11 protein-coding genes, 1 tRNA gene and 1 pseudogene are annotated in these 18,773 nt (G+C 35.0%); 5 read left to right on the forward strand and 8 right to left on the reverse strand.

The window, feature by feature from the left end; genetic code table 11:
* Positions 1–64: 64 nt before the first annotated feature.
* The 6 genes and pseudogenes from RMR09_RS01665 to RMR09_RS01685 all read right to left on the reverse strand — a co-directional run bounded on the left by RMR09_RS01665 (position 65) and on the right by RMR09_RS01685 (position 8,217).
* Entirely contained in the window at positions 65–3,085 is a 3,021-nt protein-coding gene (locus RMR09_RS01665) for a DEAD/DEAH box helicase family protein (protein ID WP_310594103.1), read from the reverse strand.
* 154 nt (positions 3,086–3,239) lie between these two features.
* Positions 3,240–4,892: an RNA-binding domain-containing protein gene (locus tag RMR09_RS01670; RefSeq protein WP_310594104.1), complete on the reverse strand. Its 1,653-nt coding sequence runs from the start codon at positions 4,890–4,892 to the stop codon at positions 3,240–3,242.
* A 12-nt stretch (positions 4,893–4,904) separates the two neighbouring features.
* Positions 4,905–6,770 (reverse strand): site-specific DNA-methyltransferase, encoded by a 1,866-nt coding sequence (locus tag RMR09_RS01675; protein WP_310594105.1) that lies wholly within the window; start codon positions 6,768–6,770, stop codon positions 4,905–4,907.
* A 6-nt stretch (positions 6,771–6,776) separates the two neighbouring features.
* Positions 6,777–6,965: pseudogene (locus RMR09_RS01680) on the reverse strand (hypothetical protein); the annotation flags it as partial.
* A gap of 63 nt (positions 6,966–7,028) precedes the next feature.
* A complete protein-coding gene (locus RMR09_RS11355; RefSeq protein ID WP_409070948.1) occupies positions 7,029–7,223 on the reverse strand; it encodes a helix-turn-helix transcriptional regulator in 195 nt (64 codons plus the stop codon).
* Positions 7,224–7,326: 103 nt separating this feature from the next.
* Entirely contained in the window at positions 7,327–8,217 is an 891-nt protein-coding gene (locus tag RMR09_RS01685; RefSeq protein ID WP_310594107.1) for a hypothetical protein, read from the reverse strand.
* A gap of 420 nt (positions 8,218–8,637) precedes the next feature.
* Here RMR09_RS01685 and RMR09_RS01690 point away from each other — a divergent pair, with 420 nt between their 5' ends.
* Together RMR09_RS01690 and RMR09_RS01695 are read left to right on the forward strand one after the other, a co-directional pair.
* Positions 8,638–9,246, forward strand: a complete 609-nt coding sequence (locus tag RMR09_RS01690; protein WP_310594108.1) for a hypothetical protein — start codon at positions 8,638–8,640, stop codon at positions 9,244–9,246.
* Between the two features lie 244 nt (positions 9,247–9,490).
* Positions 9,491–11,038 carry a recombinase family protein gene (locus RMR09_RS01695; protein WP_310594109.1) on the forward strand — a complete coding sequence of 516 codons (1,548 nt, stop codon included), beginning with the start codon at positions 9,491–9,493 and terminating at the stop codon, positions 11,036–11,038.
* Here RMR09_RS01695 and RMR09_RS01700 read toward each other — a convergent pair.
* A tRNA-Asn gene (locus tag RMR09_RS01700) sits at positions 11,004–11,077 on the reverse strand. The two genes, RMR09_RS01695 and RMR09_RS01700, sit on opposite strands and share 35 nt — an antisense overlap.
* A gap of 256 nt (positions 11,078–11,333) precedes the next feature.
* The gene (rseP, locus tag RMR09_RS01705) at positions 11,334–12,677 is read right to left on the reverse strand and encodes an RIP metalloprotease RseP (RefSeq protein ID WP_310594110.1); all 1,344 of its coding nucleotides are present in this window, start codon (positions 12,675–12,677) and stop codon (positions 11,334–11,336) included.
* A gap of 264 nt (positions 12,678–12,941) precedes the next feature.
* On the opposite strand from rseP, the gene RMR09_RS01710 reads away from it, so the two are divergent.
* From RMR09_RS01710 to RMR09_RS01720, 3 genes are all read left to right on the forward strand, one after another.
* On the forward strand, positions 12,942–13,985 hold the full coding sequence (locus RMR09_RS01710; RefSeq protein WP_310594111.1) for a Gfo/Idh/MocA family oxidoreductase: 1,044 nt from the start codon (positions 12,942–12,944) through the stop codon (positions 13,983–13,985).
* Positions 13,986–14,250: 265 nt separating this feature from the next.
* Positions 14,251–15,465: an MFS transporter gene (locus RMR09_RS01715; RefSeq protein WP_409070949.1), complete on the forward strand. Its 1,215-nt coding sequence runs from the start codon at positions 14,251–14,253 to the stop codon at positions 15,463–15,465.
* A gap of 537 nt (positions 15,466–16,002) precedes the next feature.
* Positions 16,003–18,765, forward strand: a complete 2,763-nt coding sequence (locus tag RMR09_RS01720; protein ID WP_310594113.1) for a carboxypeptidase-like regulatory domain-containing protein — start codon at positions 16,003–16,005, stop codon at positions 18,763–18,765.
* Positions 18,766–18,773 lie beyond the last annotated feature (8 nt).

Genomic DNA, 18,773 nt, shown 5'->3' on the forward strand with positions numbered 1-18,773 from the left:
AAATCAAATAGTTATACATATTTTTTATGTCATACGAAATACGACATAAGAGATCTTATAAAAGCTATTTTAACGCATGCTCAAGAAAGTCGTCAATTGAGCTTACATACTCTAAACTTACATCCATCTTGCCATGACGTGAGATCTCTTCAAAGTGTTTTTTACCGCATAATATTTTACCTGCTTCAGCGGGTCTTAAAAATTCTAATCCCATTGAACCTTTACTTTCTACAACGAAAAACAATTTCTCTTCATTTTCCTTTTCAAATAAAACAGCCCAATCCGGGTTATAATTACCTAAAGGGGTTTCGATTTTGAACCAACCCGGCAATTTTACATATACCTTGATATTAGTGTTTTTCTCAAATTCTTTTGCTAATTGTGATTCAATTCCGCTATCGTAAACCACGTATTCGAATGGTGATTTAGTACTTTCCAACATATTGGTTTTGAGATAACCTATAAGCTCCTCATTCTGGAAAAGCTCTTGGGAATAAAACTCATGATCCCCCATTTTTTTATAAACTATTCCGTCAATAATATGAAGTCTCATTTGCTCGTTGATTATATCAATACAAGCCTCTATGTACTTCTGAGGGTTAACTTTAAAATATTTCAAGTTGGTACAACTAGTCAAAATTTTAACAATTGATTTTCTGGTCAGATTAGTTTCATTTTGTAGATAAGTCACAATATCCGGTAACGCAACTACATCATTTTCTATAACACCATATGATGATTCGCCCTCCCCTACGCTAGTAATCCCCCCGCGTGTTATATCAATAGCATTTGTTTTATAAGTTATTCTCCCCCGGCTTATCACAACCCGATTATTAATATTCTGAACACAGGCATCGATTAATTTACTTGAATCAAAATCAACAGAATAAGTTGACTTATATTTAACCTTATCCCATAATTCCTTGAATTCCGAACTTAACAAGATCTTTTCTTTTACACGAACAACCTGTTTTTCATCATTTCTCTTGATTTCAAGTTTCCCTGTCACCTGTTTGAGTGCTGAAACAATCTGTGCCTTAACCGTAGAATCAAGTTCTTCTGGTAATTCCATACTTCCTGCTCTTAGCTCATCTCTTAGCTTATCTTGAGCCTTACCGTGAGTATCAATAAATTCATTAGCTCTCAAGAAGTGATATATTTTTTCTGAATTCTCTTGGCCAAACAGCACAGGTTCTTGTCCATCCATATCCACCACAATCGAACTAAAAGAATGCAATTCAACCAATCCGAATACTACTCCTGTTTCCTGTTCCATTTCAACTTGTAGGTTCTTAACAAAATCTTCGTAAGACTCGTTAGCCATTACTGTTAAAGTATTTACATCGAAACCATGAACTCTATCTCCTTCTTGATTAACACAAAGACGCAAACCTCTCCCTATTTCTTGTCGTCTTGAAATTTCTGTTCCACCAGTATCTTTCAATGTACATATCTGAAAAACATTTGGGTTATCCCAACCTTCTCGCAAAGCAGTATGGGAGAAAATAAATCTAAGTTTTGAATCAAAACTCAATAACTTTTCCTTGTCTTTCATGATAAGATTATACGTCTCCTCATCATTTTTAGTATTTCCGGAAGAATCTTTATAATATTCGTATTTCTCTTTACTGTTGCTTACTTTTGATTTTTTATCAATGGAAAAATACCCATTGTGTACCTCGTTTGCTTCAGAATCAATATCCCTAATTCCCTCAAACAAAGTTCTATATTTACTGCGTTTACTAATTTGGACATACTCTTCTTCAAAAATCTGAGCATAAATACCATTAGTAGCGTTTCCGTCAAGATCATACATTCTGTAGTTACTTACCCTATCAAGAAAAAACAAACTAATTACCTTAATTCCTCTTGGATTTAGCAGTAATTCTTTATCGAAATGCTCTTGAATAGTCTTCTGAATTTGAATTCGTTTAACCAATAAGTCGTCAACAGCACCCATTGCACTTCCAACTTTGAGTTCTACATCATTAGTGAAATCAATATACTGGTTAGAAGCCTCGGTATATATATCTCGGACGATCAAATTATCATATTGATCAAGTTTGGTCAACTGTAATAAATCCTGACCAGATTTTACATCTTTTTTGGTTCTCGAAATACTGCCATTTTTTGCTCTAATATCCAATTCAACCTTGGCAGATATCCCATTCTTATTAGATACTGAAATTAGTTTCAGGTAGGCTTGAGTGTTAGCTTCTCCTTCTATTTTTAATGACGCTACCTCAATTTGTTTTACTAATTCTAAGTTATAAGCATCAACTGCATCAAGTTTATACAATTGATTTAATTTCTCCCTATGAGTAGCAGAAAATCGAAATACAGATAATGGTTTAAGATTCTTTATTGAACGCTTCCCTAATTCACTGTTAAGAACACGTTGCGGTTCATCAACGATCACAACCGGTCTTGTATCTTGGATTAGTGAAATAGGCTTATACCCTAACTTATCATTATAATTCAAAAGAATCCGGTTCGTGCCGGTGTTCTCGTTATCAACATCTTTATTAAAAGCTTGAATGTTAATGACCATTATCTGAAGCTGATCATTAGTAGCAAAGTCTCTGATTTCATTTAATTTACTACTATCATAGATAAAGAATTTGTAATTTACATTATTAAAATACTCCTTAAAATGGCTTTCAGTGATCTGCAAGCTCTTAAACACACCCTCTTTAATTGGTATTGATGGTACAACAATTATGAACTTAGTAAACCCGTATTGCCGATTCATTTCTAAAATACTACGGAGATAAACATACGTTTTCCCGGTACCTGTCTCCATTTCAACACTAAAATCCATCGCTTTGATTTCTTCTCTTGTTGAAGGTTTTAGGCCATTCCTTAATTGTGTTTTTTGAACGTTTTCTAAAATTTGACCCTCCGTCAACTGAAGTTTATTAGCAAATCCAATTTGATTGTATTCCAATACTGTTTGCTTAGCCAAATATTCAGGAGAATACACGGTAAAGTTAGACGAACAAGTTTCTTGGCCTTTGAATACATCAACTACTGCTCCTATGGCATCATGTTGGTATGATAAGCTACTGTCAAATTTTATTTTCATTTACTAAATTCTTAAAGTTCGTCTAGATTCAGGATCAAAGTTCGTCTAAATTAAGATCCTAAAATCGGTATTTATATATGCATAAACCATTGTTTTACAGTGATTTATTTTATTTTAGCTGTCTGATTTCGTCTAAAGTTCGTCTAAAGTTCGTCTAAACGAGCCCCCATTTTTTACCCGGTAATAGTTTAATTTTACTATTTCGTTTTAATTGTTGAATCAAATTTTTGATCTTATTATTTTTACTTTCTACTGACAAAGATTCTGGTAATTTATCAAGAAGAAGATCATCAATCTCGGCTCTAGTACAACTCTTATATTGCTCAATCAACTTCAAAACCATATCTTCATAATACTTGTCATTTAAGCCTTTATTTTTGATATAACTAGCTTTTGCTCCGGCTTTGGCCGCAAGTTCCTTAGCAATGTAAATATTAGGTTTTCTTCCCTCAATTAATTTCAATTTTTTCAAATACTGCAACTCGGTATCATCAAGTGGTTTCCCTTTCTGAACATTGTCAAGTAAGATCACAGTTTTTAGGTCTAAATTTGATCGATCCATTAACATTTTCGTATAGTTGATATCCCAAATACGACCTGCAATCTTAACCACAACTTGATTAGGTATAGATAAATCAAACTCTGGTAAAGGAAAAAACCTTTTCTTTTGAGTTAGAAACATCTTCTTTATTCCACTACCAATGGTATCTATCATATTGAGATTTACCATGGCATTTGCTAAAAACCTATTTCTGTAGACACTTTGAGGCGCATCTTGCTCTATCACTTTAGAAACAGAACCCGGTAAAAACCCACCTTCATTTGAAAAAACCAATTCCTCGTTGTGCTTTTCAACAACACTAATTCTACCTTTCAATAAGTAATCTTGATGTGCAATACAGTTATGTAGCGCCTCTCGAATTACATAAGGATCATAGGTTTTAATCTCTGTTGGGAAAAGAGTTGATTCTGGTAAATAACGATACGTTAAGTTTCTAATCTTACCTAGAATTCGTTCTGAATTAAGTATAAACGGAATAGAAAAATGCTCGTAATCCATTTCAACATTATCTTCCTTATATATCCAGCTTATTTTTGCTTCAGCTGGTAATAAGAAATGAGCATTTTCTTCCTTGCCAAGTAATAACATCGCCGAATTAGTAACTTTACTTTGAATAGTAATTCTGGCTTTATTTAAGAAGGTTTCATTGCTCCAGTTCTCTCCTTCTGATGCTTGGCTGGGATATTTATTAAAGTACTCTGTACGGGCTTTTAAAACAGCGTTAGGATCTAAGTCGTCAATTGATGCGTCTGTTATAATTTGAGCTGACCAATCATCTTGTACGACTTGACTGCGTATAAGTTCTATCTTATCAATATTAAGCGCAACAAGACTTTCGTGGTCACGACCGTAAAAATGACCTTCAAAAGCAACTGGGATACCTTTTAGAGCAGATGGGATTTGAAATAGGACAATGCGTTTCCCATGATATGAAACGGTATAAATTTCTCTAAAAGAAATTCTGTTAGTAGTCTTGTCTGCTATTTCTTTTTTTAGTGATTGAAGATAACTCTCTGAAATCCTAAACTCAGACCCAACGATCTCTTTTTTCTTATCCTCAATCCCAAAGATCAACCATGCATAATCTTTATTTTTAAGATTTGCTTCATTACTTAGAGCTGAGAAATACTTACCTAACTTTGTAAAATCATAAGTTGTTTTAGCTTCTTTAAATTCGACACATTCATTCTCACTAGTCAAAGCGACAAAATGATCTAGAAGTTTAATTAATTGCTCTTCGTTCATAGGTCAATCGAATTAAATTGTATTTACTTCTTCAATGCCAAAACGTTTTAATATTTGCATTGAATTTGTTTTTTCGACATCAGAGAATCCACTGTCTTTGAAAATTACACGGCAGGTTGCAGGTTGTAGCTCTTTTTTCCATGCCCCTATTCCTTCTGCAACCTTTGTTGAAACTGAATTAGATAAGCAAATAAAAAGAGTCCCAAAACCAACATTATAAACTCGGCAACCTTCAATGTCTCTCTCTTCAATTGGAATGCTTAAATCTAGCCCATTTTTAAGCAGGATTTCAAACAACACGTCTTCTTCTGTTCTGTCTGATTTGATGTTGTCACTGGCATTAAATAATGTGCTTGCTAAATTAGCTGGATCTGAATCCCACGAATTGATATTAGAACTATCCAATTTGAAAACTTTAAAACCAATATCTAATCTTCTATCAGTCTTTGAAAATAAGTCATTATTAATTTCAGATTTTATTTTTTCTCCTGCTCTGCGAATTCTTTCTTTTGTTATTTCGGAAAGCGAGAAATACCCTGAATTAAATGCCTCGCTTGACTCATCAGTTTTTTCAGGTAATTGAACACAAATATACTTTCGTTCTCCACCATCTTCAGAGTTTAATTGCAATACTGCTTGTCCTGTTGTTCCGGATCCAGCAAAAAAATCTAAAATTAAATCGTCTTCATTCGTTGAAATTGCTAATAAATGACTGATTAAACTAACTGGTTTGGGATAAGAAAAAGGCGCATTGCCAAACAATGATTTAATGTCATCTTGGCCTGACTCTGTTCTACCAAATCTAGTATCTATTAACAAACTTTTAGGCGTCACACCTAAAGGTCGATAATACTTTGTGTATACCTTCCCGTTCTTGAAAACTAATTTATCAAATTCATTTTCAACTTTATCTTTTCCCCATCTCCAGCATGACTGTTTCCCATTTACAACTCTCGGCAAATATTTGTTGCCATCAGTATCAGTAATCTCATAAACTAGACTTTGACTAAATTGAATTGACGACTTGTCTAAAGTTACAAGTCCATAATCTCCATTTACATCATTAAATGGATATAACGCGTCATCAAGAACATACTTTTTGTCAAGGCTGATCGAAACATTGTTAATTGATTTTGCATAGCATAAAATATATTCATGTTCTATGACAAAATTTTTACTATCATTCCCTCCTCCTTGCTTTTTTTTCCAAATTAACTGTGCTAAAAAATTTTCTTCACCATATATCTCATCACAAATTTTCTTCAAATTTGTAATCTCATTATCATCTATAGAAATAAAAATCAAACCATCTTCTGTTAATAGATTTCTAGCCAACTTAATTCTGGGATACATCATATTGAGCCAGTTGCTATGAAACCTTCCATCACTTTCGGAATTAGTTGATTTCTTATTACCCATCTCGTCAATCTGACCGGTTAAAGAAAAATAATTTGATAAATTATCAGTATAATTGTCTTTATATACAAAATCCTTCCCTGTATTGTATGGGACATCTATGTAAACAACCTTTACACGGTTATTATAGCTTTTTGCAAGTAATTTTAAAACTTCCAGATTATCTCCTTCTATGAAAATATTATTCGTTGTGTCCCAATCCTTGCTTTCAGATTTACATGGCCTTAAGGTAGCTGTTGAAGGTTTATTCGATTCTTTTCTTGCGATTGACTTTCCCGCCCAAGTGAATCGATAATATTCTTCGTCCGTTTCAATATCGTCTCCAATCAGAGCCTTAAATTCTTCAAGGTCAATCTTCCCATCCTTTACAATCGTAGGAAACAAACCCTTCAAAACATCTATATTTTGTTGAACTATGTCTGGGCTTTTGGCCAATGGGTGATCTTGTGTAATTTTTTCCATATTGGTCTACTTTCTTATTGAGTTTTCAAAGGTATTAATCTGATTTCTTTTTAATTGAATTTGTTGGTTAATTTTGACCCTATTATTCATTTGTGGCTCTTTTTGTGCCATTTTTATAAGCTTCTCAACTTCTTTTTTCAATTGATTTATTTGGGATAAATTATGGACGTCCTGTACCGTTTTATATTGATTTTGAGTAGTAAAATCACCTTACATACATTATATCTTTATTATCAATTAACTCATTTTACTATTGAATTAGACAAATAGATCTTTAATATTCACATTTAACTCCTTGGCAATAAGGCTTAAAGTTTCTACACTTGGCAAATTCCTATTATTGACCCAGTAACAGATAGATTGTTTAGATATATTCAACCTAAAAGCTAAATCCTTCTGCTTTACATTCTTTTCCTTTAATACTTGGTCTAGTCGAAGAATATTCTTGTTCATATTGCATAAAAGTAAGATACCAAAGTTAAAGTAAAATTTGAATTATTGACAATAAAAAAGGCCGAGATGACTCCCGACCTTAAATCCCTACCTGATTGAAGAATTACATTGATTTGAAGATTTCAGGGTTGGGAACCACAAATGAAAAACAGTCGTTTTTCGCATTGTATGTTTTTAAAATATAATTAGTTGCAAACATTTTTAGTTTGTAAGGATCGCAATGGTAGGTGTAACGTTTAAAACTAGCATAGCCTAATATTTCCAGAAAGTGATTTTCAATTATTTTAGGGTCAGATCCAGTTCCTGCAAGATCGAATAGAAGATGTATATGTCGGTGGTTTTTATCATATTTTGATACTCTTTTGTCTTTGATATTAATTGAAAGTTCAGTCGAATATGCACATTTCATATTCTTATTTGAATTAGCAGTACCTATATTATCCATTAGTTTTAACATCACATTATCCCAACCGTCTTGGGTTGTGAACTTAGGGATATTGATCGTTATGAAAAAGTCCCAGTGCATTCGCTTTATCTCTTGAATTATTCTGCTTTTTAAATATAATTTTGGATTTGTGTGATCAAGTGAAAGATTCTTCTGTATTAAAATATTTTTTTCTTTTTCTGGCATGGTTGAACCCGGTAGTGGATAGGGAAATCTTCTACCAACCTGCTTTTTTCTGGTATTACTATTAATAAATGTTTTATCGTGTGGTATTAATTGTATTTTAGAATCAACTAAAAACTTTTCTTTAATGAAGATCTTATTATCAGAAGTAAAGTAATCTTGAAACTCAACTCCTCGTTCTTTAAACTTCTTTCTGAGAGTAGTATCTGAAACTTTATAGTTTGATAAAATGTAAGGAGTAGAAAGAAACAACTCATCATTCATGGTTGCTCCTGTTGTAATGAACTCATTCATTTTAGTTTTCTGATTATACGTTAACCCTTGTTTTAATTTTGGATACTGTTTCTTAGTTAATAGTTTTTTCATGTTGTAATGTTTTGTTATTGTTTTATTATTATTTGAGGCATAGGAGATCCTCTTGGTAGCAAAGCCCCAACTCCTAATAAATATGCGGTTGATTACGAAACGCGCCCAATATTTGAAAAAATTTTAAAAATTATATATCAAAATTGCTTCGGTGCATTACGAAATTTCAACCCTCAATATGATTACTATAAATATTTTTTTTTGATAAGTCAAGTCAACAAATCATGTTTTTACAATTTTAGGTCTCAAACCCCAAAAATTTTTTAAGGGGTATCGAAGGAGGTGCTAGAACGTTCAATATGGCTATTTAAGCGAAAATACGGCGGAAGTACCGCCAGCCGTTCCAGAAGGGAGTAATGTACTTAACTGTTTTTTTATAAAAATGTTTGGAATTTAAAAAAACATAACTATCTTTGCGCCATGATTTACAACCTCCCTTTTTTCGAAAGCTTTAGAAAACTGATCAAAGAACATTCTTATTTCGGGAACAATAAGCGTTTACTCGAACTTTTAGGAGATGGTAAGGACATAGACTGGAGAACTCTAACCCAGAAAGAAAAGTATACCGCAGCAACAATAACTGAATTAATTAATGACATAGTATCTCTATTACAGAAGCCTATTGATGAGCTTTCAAATGAAGTAAAAAAATATACTAAAATATTAACCTCGAATGAAACTGGTTTCAGCTACAAAAGAGACTATGATGATAATATAGACGATGTTAATATGCTAATGATTAATCATTATGTAGACTTAAAAGTTATACAAACAATTAAGCTAAAGATGGTACTGAAACCCGAATTCCTGATAAACACACATACACATAACGTTACTAAACACCAATATGCCATACTGAGAATTTTATGGATTGACAATAATTTAAAAAAGGTAAGGAAATTTTCTACTAGCTTAGGAAACATAGAAACATTTGGAAGTATTGAAAATATTGATCCAAATCTTATAAAGGTAGAAAAAGAAAAACTTGCTCAAAAAATTAAGGCTCTTTATGCTGAAGAATACCCTTAACTTTTTTTTGCTTAAAAAGTGTGGAATTTTAAAAAGTCAAACATTATTAACCATTAAATATTATAGCTATGATCTCCATCATTAATTGTCAATCTGAATTGCAATCAAATTCAAAGTCAAAAAGATATCAATATGCAGAAGTCGAACTGTTGAGAGACTTTCTATACCTATTAGCAGAAATTGAAGTTTCTCGCCTAGGTGAATCGTGGTTCAAAAAGACAAATAATAACAAATAACAGTTAATATGAAAATTATAGGGTATGCTAGGGTTAGTTCCGATGACCAAGCACTGGGATTTAGTCTTCAAGCACAAGAAGAAACGATCATACGATTTGCAAAACAAAACGGGCACACAGTTATCAAAATTTTTAAAGAAGACTACACTGCTTTCAAAGGTTTCAATCGGCCGGAATGGAAGAAAATTGAAGAGTTTTGTAAAAAAAACAAAAAAGAAGTAGATGGAATTACATTTGTTAGGTGGGATAGGTTTAGTAGAAACCACGCATTAGCCTTACCTAAAATAGCAGAATTTAGAAAGAAGTCTATTGAAATTTTTCCAATTGAAAATTTCACTCCCATTGAAGCTGTTGAAGGTGATTTTATAAACTCGATACACCTTCACATGGCCACTATGGAGTCCAAAAGGAATTCTCTTCGCACAAAAGACGGGGTTAGACAGGGTTACAAAGAAGGCTACTGGATGCATCAAGCTCCTTTCGGATATATAAATGTGCGAGATAACAATGAAAAATCGACATTAGCACCTCATCCTGAAAAATCGATTGTTGTTAAAGAAGTATTCGAAAAGCTTGCAACAGGGATATATTCAGTAGAAGAGGTAAGAAGACAGTATTGCACTAAATACAAAGGCCTGTCAAAACAAAGTTTTTTAAATCTATGTAGAAAAGTTGTTTATACTGGACGAATCCAAATTAATGCTTATAAGGATGAGCCCGTAAAAATTGTATATGCAAAACACCCGGCACTTATCTCAGAAGAGCTATTTAATAGGGTTCAAAATGTTATTGATAGAAGAGCCCCAAAGATGGTCTTTAAAGAAAACAATGAAAATCAATTCCCCTTGAAGCGCTTCTTTTGTTGTTTAGAGCACCAAAGAACATTTACTGCAAGCACTTCAAAAGGAAGAAGTAATTATCACAGTTATTACCATTGTACCGTTAATAAATGCAAAAACCGCTTCAGTATAGAGCTGTTAGATAATAAAGTAAAACAAATGCTATCAAAATTAAACGTTAATGATGAAGTGGTAGCATTATATCAAAAAATATTAGAAGATGTTTTCATACAGAAACAAGGAATGTACACCTCTGATTTGAGAGTAATTGAAAAAGCAATAACTGATATTAAAATCAAGATAGATGACCTTGACAATAAATTTTTGGATGGTAAGCTTGATGATGACCTTTATTCTAAATTAGCTAGAAAACTATCCGGTGAATTATCGGATTATGAAAGAAATTTGAACAATCATAAGTCGGAAAAAGTACCCTTTAAAAAACTATTAAAAACCGGACTTCATGTACTACCAAATATCGGTGAATATTATGATCAAGTAGATGGTATGACAAAACAAAAAATTCTTGGTTCGATGTTTACCGGAAAACTAGACGTGGAAAAAAAAGAAGTTCGAACCGCTCCGTGGAAAGAGACGATTGTGGGTTTGTTCAATCTGGACAAGGAGTTCGAGAGTTTGGAAAATAAAAAAACCGGTAATAATACCGGTTTTTCTAACAATGCTCCCCCTCTTGGGCTCGAACCAAGGACCCTCTGATTAACAGTCAGATGCTCTAACCAGCTGAGCTAAGGAGGAATAACCTAAAGGTTACCGTATTTTAAATGAAGTTTATTTTAATTACATAAAGTAAAAACTTCAATAAATTCTATTTTTATTACAAATAAACTTTGTTTTCTTGAACCAATCCCGATAGCTATCGGGACTCTGATTAACAGACAAATGCGCTAATCAGCTACTTTAAGAAGTAAATTGCATTTCACTTTTAAAGCGGTGCAAATATAGGGCTAAATTTGTTTTTCGCAAATAATTTGCCTTAAATTTTTAATTTTTTTTACTTGCCTACAATCGCTTTGTAAATATCATTTCCGTTAGCAAATAACAACAAACTGATAAGTAAAACAAAACCAACCATTTGAGCATTCTCTAAGAATTTATCACTCGGTTTCTTACCGCTAATGATTTCGTACAACAAGAAGATTACGTGTCCACCGTCCAAAGCTGGAATAGGCAATAAGTTCATTACCCCAAGCATAATAGATAACAAAGCAGTAATGTTCCAAAACACTTCCCAACTCCATGAACTCGGGAAAATATTAAAAATAGCAGCAAAGCCTCCTACTTGTTTGTACGCCTTCGTTTCTGGATTAAAAATCATTTTCAATTGCTTGCCGTAACCTACTAATTGATCCGCTCCTTTTTGAATCCCCACTGGGAACGATTCTACAAAACCATACTCTTGTTTACTTACTTTGTAATAGCCTAATTTTTCTAAGGACTGTAAATCCAAAGCAGCAGTATGTATGCCTAATTTTCCATCGGCATCCACTTGAACAGGCACTTGCATTTCTTTGTCATTTCTCAAAATACCCGCTACAATTAGCTTGCCTTTATTTTTTTCCAAGATAGCTTTTGCTTGGTCAAAGTATTTCGCAGGTTCTTCGTTCAAACGCAACACAATATCTTTAGGTTGTAAATCCTTGTTTTTTGAATCGTCATCAACTCCTCCTACAACAAATGGCATACGAAGAGAAACCAAAGGCGATTTAGCCTGTTTAGACAATTCGTCTACAAATTGAATCGGCATTGTAATCGTTTGTGTGTCTCCGTTACGATCAATTAAAACGTGTTTTGCCATTACGATGTTGGCATTGATTTGGTTGTCAAATTTGGCTACTTTTTCTCCGTCAATCGCAAGGATTTTATCTCCGGTTTTAAAACCTGCTTTCTGCATCACAGGGTTCTCAATTAACAATCCGTCTTTTAAATCCGCAGTTGCTACAAACATATCACCATAAGCAAATGCCATCCCAATATAAATAACAAAAGCCAAAATAAAATTGACCGTCACACCACCTAACATAATAATCAAGCGCTGCCAAGCTGGTTTAGAACGAAACTCCCAAGGTTGCGCAGGCAAAGCCATTTGTTCCTTGTCCATACTTTCGTCGATCATCCCCGAAATTTTCACATAACCACCTAGAGGCAACCATCCAATTCCATACTCGGTTTCGCCAATTTTCTTTTTCAAAAGCGAATACTTCAAATCAAAAAACAAGTAGAATTTCTCTACCCTCGTTTTGAATAATTTGGCAGGTATAAAATGTCCTAATTCGTGCAAAATAATTAGTAATGATAAACTCAATAAAAATTGAGCTAGCTTGATAACAATATCCATGTTGTAGTTTTAATTCGTATTTTGATGCACAAAAATAGGGTTTTCTTTTGTATAACAAATACTTTAAAAATCGTAGGCTGCTAAAAGTTTGTTAATTAATGTGCAAGGTTCGATATACGAGGTGCAATTTGGAACGTAGATTAGAGAAATTGGGGAAATCCTAATTAACTTAATTTCTTAACGGTTCAAAAACTTTGCGCCTTTGCATCTTAGTGGCAAAGAAAAAAAAACTTTACTTTGCATACGCATCAAAAAAACGGCATCATGCAACAAATCAAAACCGCCTTACTTTCTTACGGCATGTCAGGAAAAGTCTTTCACGCTCCTTTTTTAGACCTTCACCCTGGGTTTAAACTATTAGGCTCTTGGGAAAGAAGCAAAAAATTAATCCAAGAAGATTATCCAACTGTAACTAGTTTTCCAAGTCTGGAAGCCGTTTTGAAGTCAGATGCTGAACTAATTGTGGTAAACACTCCTGTGGGAACGCATTTCGACTATGCCAAACAAGTGTTGCTTGCTGGCAAACATGCTTTGGTCGAAAAAGCATTTACCACGACCGTTGCCGAAGCCAAAGAATTAACCGATTTGGCAAAAGCCAAAGGACTAAAACTAGCCGTATTCCAAAATAGAAGATGGGATAGTGACTTTAAAACGGTTCAAAAAATACTGGTAGATAATGCCCTGGGCGAAATCGTGGAAGCGGAATTCCATTTTGATCGTTACAATCCTCTTTTGAGTCCGAAAACTCACAAAGAAACAGCGAATGCTGGTGCCGGAATCCTAAAGGATTTAGGACCGCATTTGATTGATCAAGCCTTATGTTTATTTGGAATGCCAAAGAGCGTTTTTGCTGATATTCGTATCACACGCGAACATTCCATCGTGGACGATTACATTGATATTTTACTATTCTATTCAGATAAAAGAGTGCGTTTGAAAGCCGGATTTTTTGTTCGAGAAGCAAATCCTTCTTTTGTACTGCATGGCAAAAAAGGTTCGTTCTTAAAACCTCGTGGCGACGTTCAAGAAGACGAATTAAAATTGGGTAAAAAACCTAATTTAACCAGCTGGGGAACAGAACCTAAAGAAAAAGAAGGTCTTTTACACACCGAAATCAATGGCGCCATTATTCGAGAAAAAGTACCAACACTTCAGGGTAATTATTACGCCTTTTTTGATGGTGTATACCATTCGATACTAGAAAACAAACCCGAACCTGTAACCGCACAAGAAGGCACTAACGTAATGCAAATTATCGAAGCTGCCCTTGAAAGTAATGCGCAGCAAAAAGCAATAACGATAGTTTAGATTTACGGGGTACGATTTACGATTTTGGAAGTAGAACGCAGATTGGAGAAATCGGAGAAATTCAAAATCTTATATTCACTTATATGCCTTATATGGTAAAATCTTAATTAGCTTATCTCCTTAATGGTTCGAAAAACTTTGCGCCTTAGCGCCTTAGTGGCAAAATTTTTATAAACAATAACGTTGTAATTCATTGCCATAAGAGATTTATCACTTTCGAATGGTCCGTTTTTGTATTTTTGCAACACAAAAACCTAAAGACTTCATTTTGATAGATTTAAACTTTTTAGGCCGATTCAAAGGCAAGGGAAAATACAAAAAAAGCTACCGTGAAGCCAAAGCTTCTTACTTGAATCGTATTCGGTTAGGAGTGGGGTCATTCTATTTTGGGATGGGATTGTGTTTTGCCTCTTGGGCAAGTCGTATTCCAGACATCAAAACCACCTTGCAACTCAGCGAAGCCACTTTAGGTTCTATATTGTTTGCAGTTCCTGTAGGTCAGTTGATAATGATGCCTTTTTCGGGTAAACTAGTCACTCGTTTTGGAAGTCACCGCACCCTTCTTTTTGCCATAATTATGTACGCCATTAGTTTAACCAACCTGGGTTTGGCTTCCAATCCTTGGATGCTAGCTTTAGGATTGTTCTTTTTTGGGGTTTTTGGAAATCTATCCAACATTTCTGTAAATACACAAGGCGTTTATACCGAAGGACTATTCAAAAGAACCATCATGTCCTCTTTCCACGGCATGTGGAGTTTGGCAGGTTTTACAGGAGCTTTTGTAGGATTGGGAATGTTGGCTTTACATCTAAGCCCATTACAGCACTTCGCGATTGTTGGTGTTATCGTTTTGTCTCTGATTTCATTCAACATCAAATACCTTATCAAAGCCGTGGAAAAACCGCAGCCCAAAAAAGAAAAAGGATTCAGAAAACCAGACAAAATGTTGTTGTGGCTAGGTATCATTGGCTTTTGTTGTATGGCAAGCGAAGGAGTTATGTTTGATTGGAGCGGAGTGTATTTCAAAGATGTGGTAAAAGCGCCTGGACCTTTGGTGATTTTAGGCTACACTTCGTTTATGATTATGATGGCAAGTGGGCGATTTTTAGGCGATCGTTTTATTCAAAAATTCGGAAGAAAAAAAGTCATGCAAATCAGCGGAGTAGTTATTTCTAGTGGTCTTTTCACAGCAGTCTTTTTTCCGTATTTAGTTCCGTGTACAATTGCATTTATGTTTGTTGGGTTGGGGGTTTCGACTATCATCCCTACTTTATACAGCATTGCAGGTAAGCATCCTGAAATTCCAACAGGCGAAGCCTTAACTGCAGTTTCAAGCGTTAGTTTCTTAGGTTTCTTGATGGGGCCACCTATTATTGGCTACATCGCTGAAGCTTTTGGCTTACAATTTTCTTTTGCTTTTATTGGAATTTTTGGAGTATTCATCTCGTTTATGGTGTCAAAAATCAAAACAGCAGAATAATTTCTAAGTACGAGAGGAAACATAGATTGGGGAAATTTGAGAAATTCAAGAAATCTTATACTCCCTTAATGTCTTATTGGTTTTGAAAATCCGTGTAATCCGTGGCAAAAAATTTAACCGCAAAGGGCACAAAGAATACACAAAGGACACCTTCTTATATATCTTATATGTTTAAAAATTAATCCCGTGCCAAGCTTTGGAATACAGATTCAAGAAATTCAAGAAATCTTATATTTCTTAATGGTTCGAAAACTTTGCGCCTTAGTGCCTTTGCGGTAAAAAAGAAAAAAACACGTGCAAAGAATCAATCAATAATAAAAATTACTACTTTTAACTTTAGAATTGGGACTCGATACCACACTGCCAATTCTTTTCCAAAAACAACCCTTTTAGTATTTCCTTTTCAAAACCTTAGACCCCCTGAAGTTTTGTAGAGTTATTTTTATTTTATCCCAAATTAATATGAAAGCCCGCTACCCAAGTCTGCTATTTCTATTTCAAATTTCCTTGCTATTTGCCCAAAAAGAAACTGTCATTTTGGGAAAAATCATCGATTCCAAATCGCAAAAACCATTAGTGTCAGTTGTTGTTAGTATTCAAAACACCAACGAAATGCAGCTCAGTTCGGCTGATGGAAAATTCCTTTTTAAAACAACACTTCAAGGCGATCAACTGTTGCTATTTCACAGTCAAGACTACAAAGACAAGCTGATTTCCGTTCATATTGCTAAAGAAAAGACCCTTGACTTAGGCACAATTCCACTGGAAGTAGACGATGAAACTAACGAGCGTTCAGACGCAATCTCGATTTTAGACTCTGATTTAGGAGAAGAAAACAGCGGTTCCGAAAATACTTCCGGCTTATTACAAGCGTCCAAAGATGCTTTTCAACAAGCGGCAGCTTTCAATTGGGGACAAGCTCGGTTTAGAATACGGGGATTGGACAACCAATATGCTAAGCTGATGTTTAATGGAATAAGCCTGAACAAAGTATACGATGGCAGACCGCAATGGGGTGATTGGGGAGGCATCAACGATGTATTGCGCAATCAAGAAAACTCGATTGGCACCAGCCCTTCCGACTATGCTTTTGGTGGAATTTTAGGAGTGCAAGAAATCAACACTCAAGCTTCAGCCTATCGAAAAGGAACTCGGATTTCCTTCTCGGGAACCAATGCCAATTATCGAGGTCGGATGATGGTCACTTATGCTTCGGGAATGAATGAGAAAGGATGGGCTTTTGTAGTTTCAGCTGGAAAACGCTATGCTAACGAAGGGTATTTTGAAGGCACAACCTATGATGCCAATTCCATTTTTACCAGTATCGAAAAGAAACTTACTAATCGGAATTCACTCAACTTCACAGCATTTTACACCCCAAACTCTCGTGGTAAAAACTCTCCCAATACCGATGAAGTAACCGCATTAACCTCTACAAAATACAATTCGTATTGGGGTTTTCAGAAAGGACAACAACGCAATTCTAGAGTCAAAACCATTGAAGAACCCACGCTAATGCTGAACGATTATTTTCAAATCAATGCAAAAACCAAGCTCAACTTGGGCGCTTTATATCAATTTGGAAAAATTAGCAATAGTAACATTGACTACCAACACGCCAACAGCCCCGACCCCTCTTATTACAGAAAAATGCCCAGTTACTTTAGTTCGCTATACGCCAAAGATGAAGGGGAGTTTTCGGGTGCTTTTACGCCTGATTTGGTGAATGCCGAACACAGTAAAACCCTATTTTTGGGACAACGACAAATCGATTGGGCGGCAATGTATCAAGCCAATCAAAACCCAATCCTGGATGCCAATGGTAAAATTATAGGTTTTGAACCGGCACAGAGTAAATACCTACTTTACGAAGACCGAACGGATGACAAGACTTTGGCTTTCAATGCGCTTTTAAATGCCGAAATTGCTGAAAATATTCGTTTCAATGCAGGGGCTTCTTTTAATAGATTACATTCCCATAATTATCAGAATGTCTTGGATTTACTCGGTGGATTGTATTTTCAAGATATTGATGTGTTTTACAAAGGCGATCAAGCACAATCCGATTTGAATAACCCGAACCGGCAAGTAAAAGTGGGCGATGCGTATGGGTACAATTATAATTTAATGGCGACACGACTGGAAGGGTTTACCCAATTCCAATTTCGGTACAAAAAAGTAGATTTTTACTTGGCGCAAGAATTTTCAAGTTCCACTTACCAACGCGAAGGAGTATACAAAAACGGGGTTTACCCAACCATTTCTTTTGGCGAAAGCCCAATTCTCCATTTTGAAAATTTTGGTTTCAAAGGGGGACTGACTTGGAAATTGTCGGGTAAGCAATTGCTGCTTTTCAATGGTTCTCACGCATCCAAAGCACCTAATTTGAAAGCCGTTTTTCCAAATTCACGTCTCAATAATTCCGTTGTGGACGGAATTGAAATCGAGAACAACAGCAGTTTAGATGCGAGTTATGTCTATCGTTCGCCCAAACTAAAAATACGATTCACAAGCTATTTCAGCCAAATTAAAAACACGACTGAAACTTCATTTTTCTATGCTGAAGGAATTTTTGACAACGGTGCAGGCAACAGCAGTACCAATGCCTTTGTGAGCCAAACTTTAACTCATTTAGACAAAAAGAATTGGGGAACCGAATGGAGTTTCGAATACCAAATCGACCCCACCTTGAAAACCACTTTAGCAGCGGGTTTTGGCGAATATACCTATTCAAGCAACCCCAACGTAACCATTACCAATGACGCCAAAGCTTCTGTTGAAAACACGAATCCGGTTTTTAATTTTGGTTCCGCTTTACTAAAAAATTACAAACAAGCAGGAACACCTCAACAAGCGTATTCTTTTGGATTGGAATATCGAAATCCAAAATATTGGTGGATAAGTACTAATCTGAATTATTTGGCAAAAAACTATATCGACATCTCCCCTATTGCTCGAACTTCCATCTTTTTTATCAACCCGGCCAGCGGTTTCCCTTTTCCAGAAGCCACCGCAGAACGAGGCCGAGAACTCCTTAAGCAGGAAGAATTAGCACCCTTTTTGTTATTGAATCTGGTTGGTGGAAAATCATGGCGCATTTTCAAAAAGAACCTAAATTTATTTTGTAGCATCAGCAATTTGTTGGATACCTCCTTCAAAACGGGTGGTTATGAACAAGCACGAAATGCCAACTTTAGGCAACGGAATCAAGATGTTTCAAGCGGCACACCCAACTTTGGCAACAAATATTTCTACGGCTACGGAAGAACCTATTTTGTGAGCCTTTCTATTAACTTATAAATCCCAAA

Origin of the sequence: Flavobacterium sp. (assembly GCF_031537875.1) — a bacterium.
Taxonomy (GTDB): domain Bacteria; phylum Bacteroidota; class Bacteroidia; order Flavobacteriales; family Flavobacteriaceae; genus Flavobacterium.

What these genes read in the sequence shown, in the direction of transcription:
- RMR09_RS01665 (WP_310594103.1), bottom strand. Translation starts at nt 3,085, where the DNA reads ATGAAAATAAAATTTGACAGTAGCTTATCATACCAACATGATGCCATA.
- RMR09_RS01670 (WP_310594104.1), bottom strand. Translation starts at nt 4,892, where the DNA reads ATGAACGAAGAGCAATTAATTAAACTTCTAGATCATTTTGTCGCTTTG.
- RMR09_RS01675 (WP_310594105.1), bottom strand. Translation starts at nt 6,770, where the DNA reads ATGGAAAAAATTACACAAGATCACCCATTGGCCAAAAGCCCAGACATA.
- RMR09_RS11355 (WP_409070948.1), bottom strand. Translation starts at nt 7,223, where the DNA reads ATGAACAAGAATATTCTTCGACTAGACCAAGTATTAAAGGAAAAGAAT.
- RMR09_RS01685 (WP_310594107.1), bottom strand. Translation starts at nt 8,217, where the DNA reads ATGAAAAAACTATTAACTAAGAAACAGTATCCAAAATTAAAACAAGGG.
- RMR09_RS01690 (WP_310594108.1), top strand. Translation starts at nt 8,638, where the DNA reads ATGATTTACAACCTCCCTTTTTTCGAAAGCTTTAGAAAACTGATCAAA.
- RMR09_RS01695 (WP_310594109.1), top strand. Translation starts at nt 9,491, where the DNA reads ATGAAAATTATAGGGTATGCTAGGGTTAGTTCCGATGACCAAGCACTG.
- rseP (WP_310594110.1), bottom strand. Translation starts at nt 12,677, where the DNA reads ATGGATATTGTTATCAAGCTAGCTCAATTTTTATTGAGTTTATCATTA.
- RMR09_RS01710 (WP_310594111.1), top strand. Translation starts at nt 12,942, where the DNA reads ATGCAACAAATCAAAACCGCCTTACTTTCTTACGGCATGTCAGGAAAA.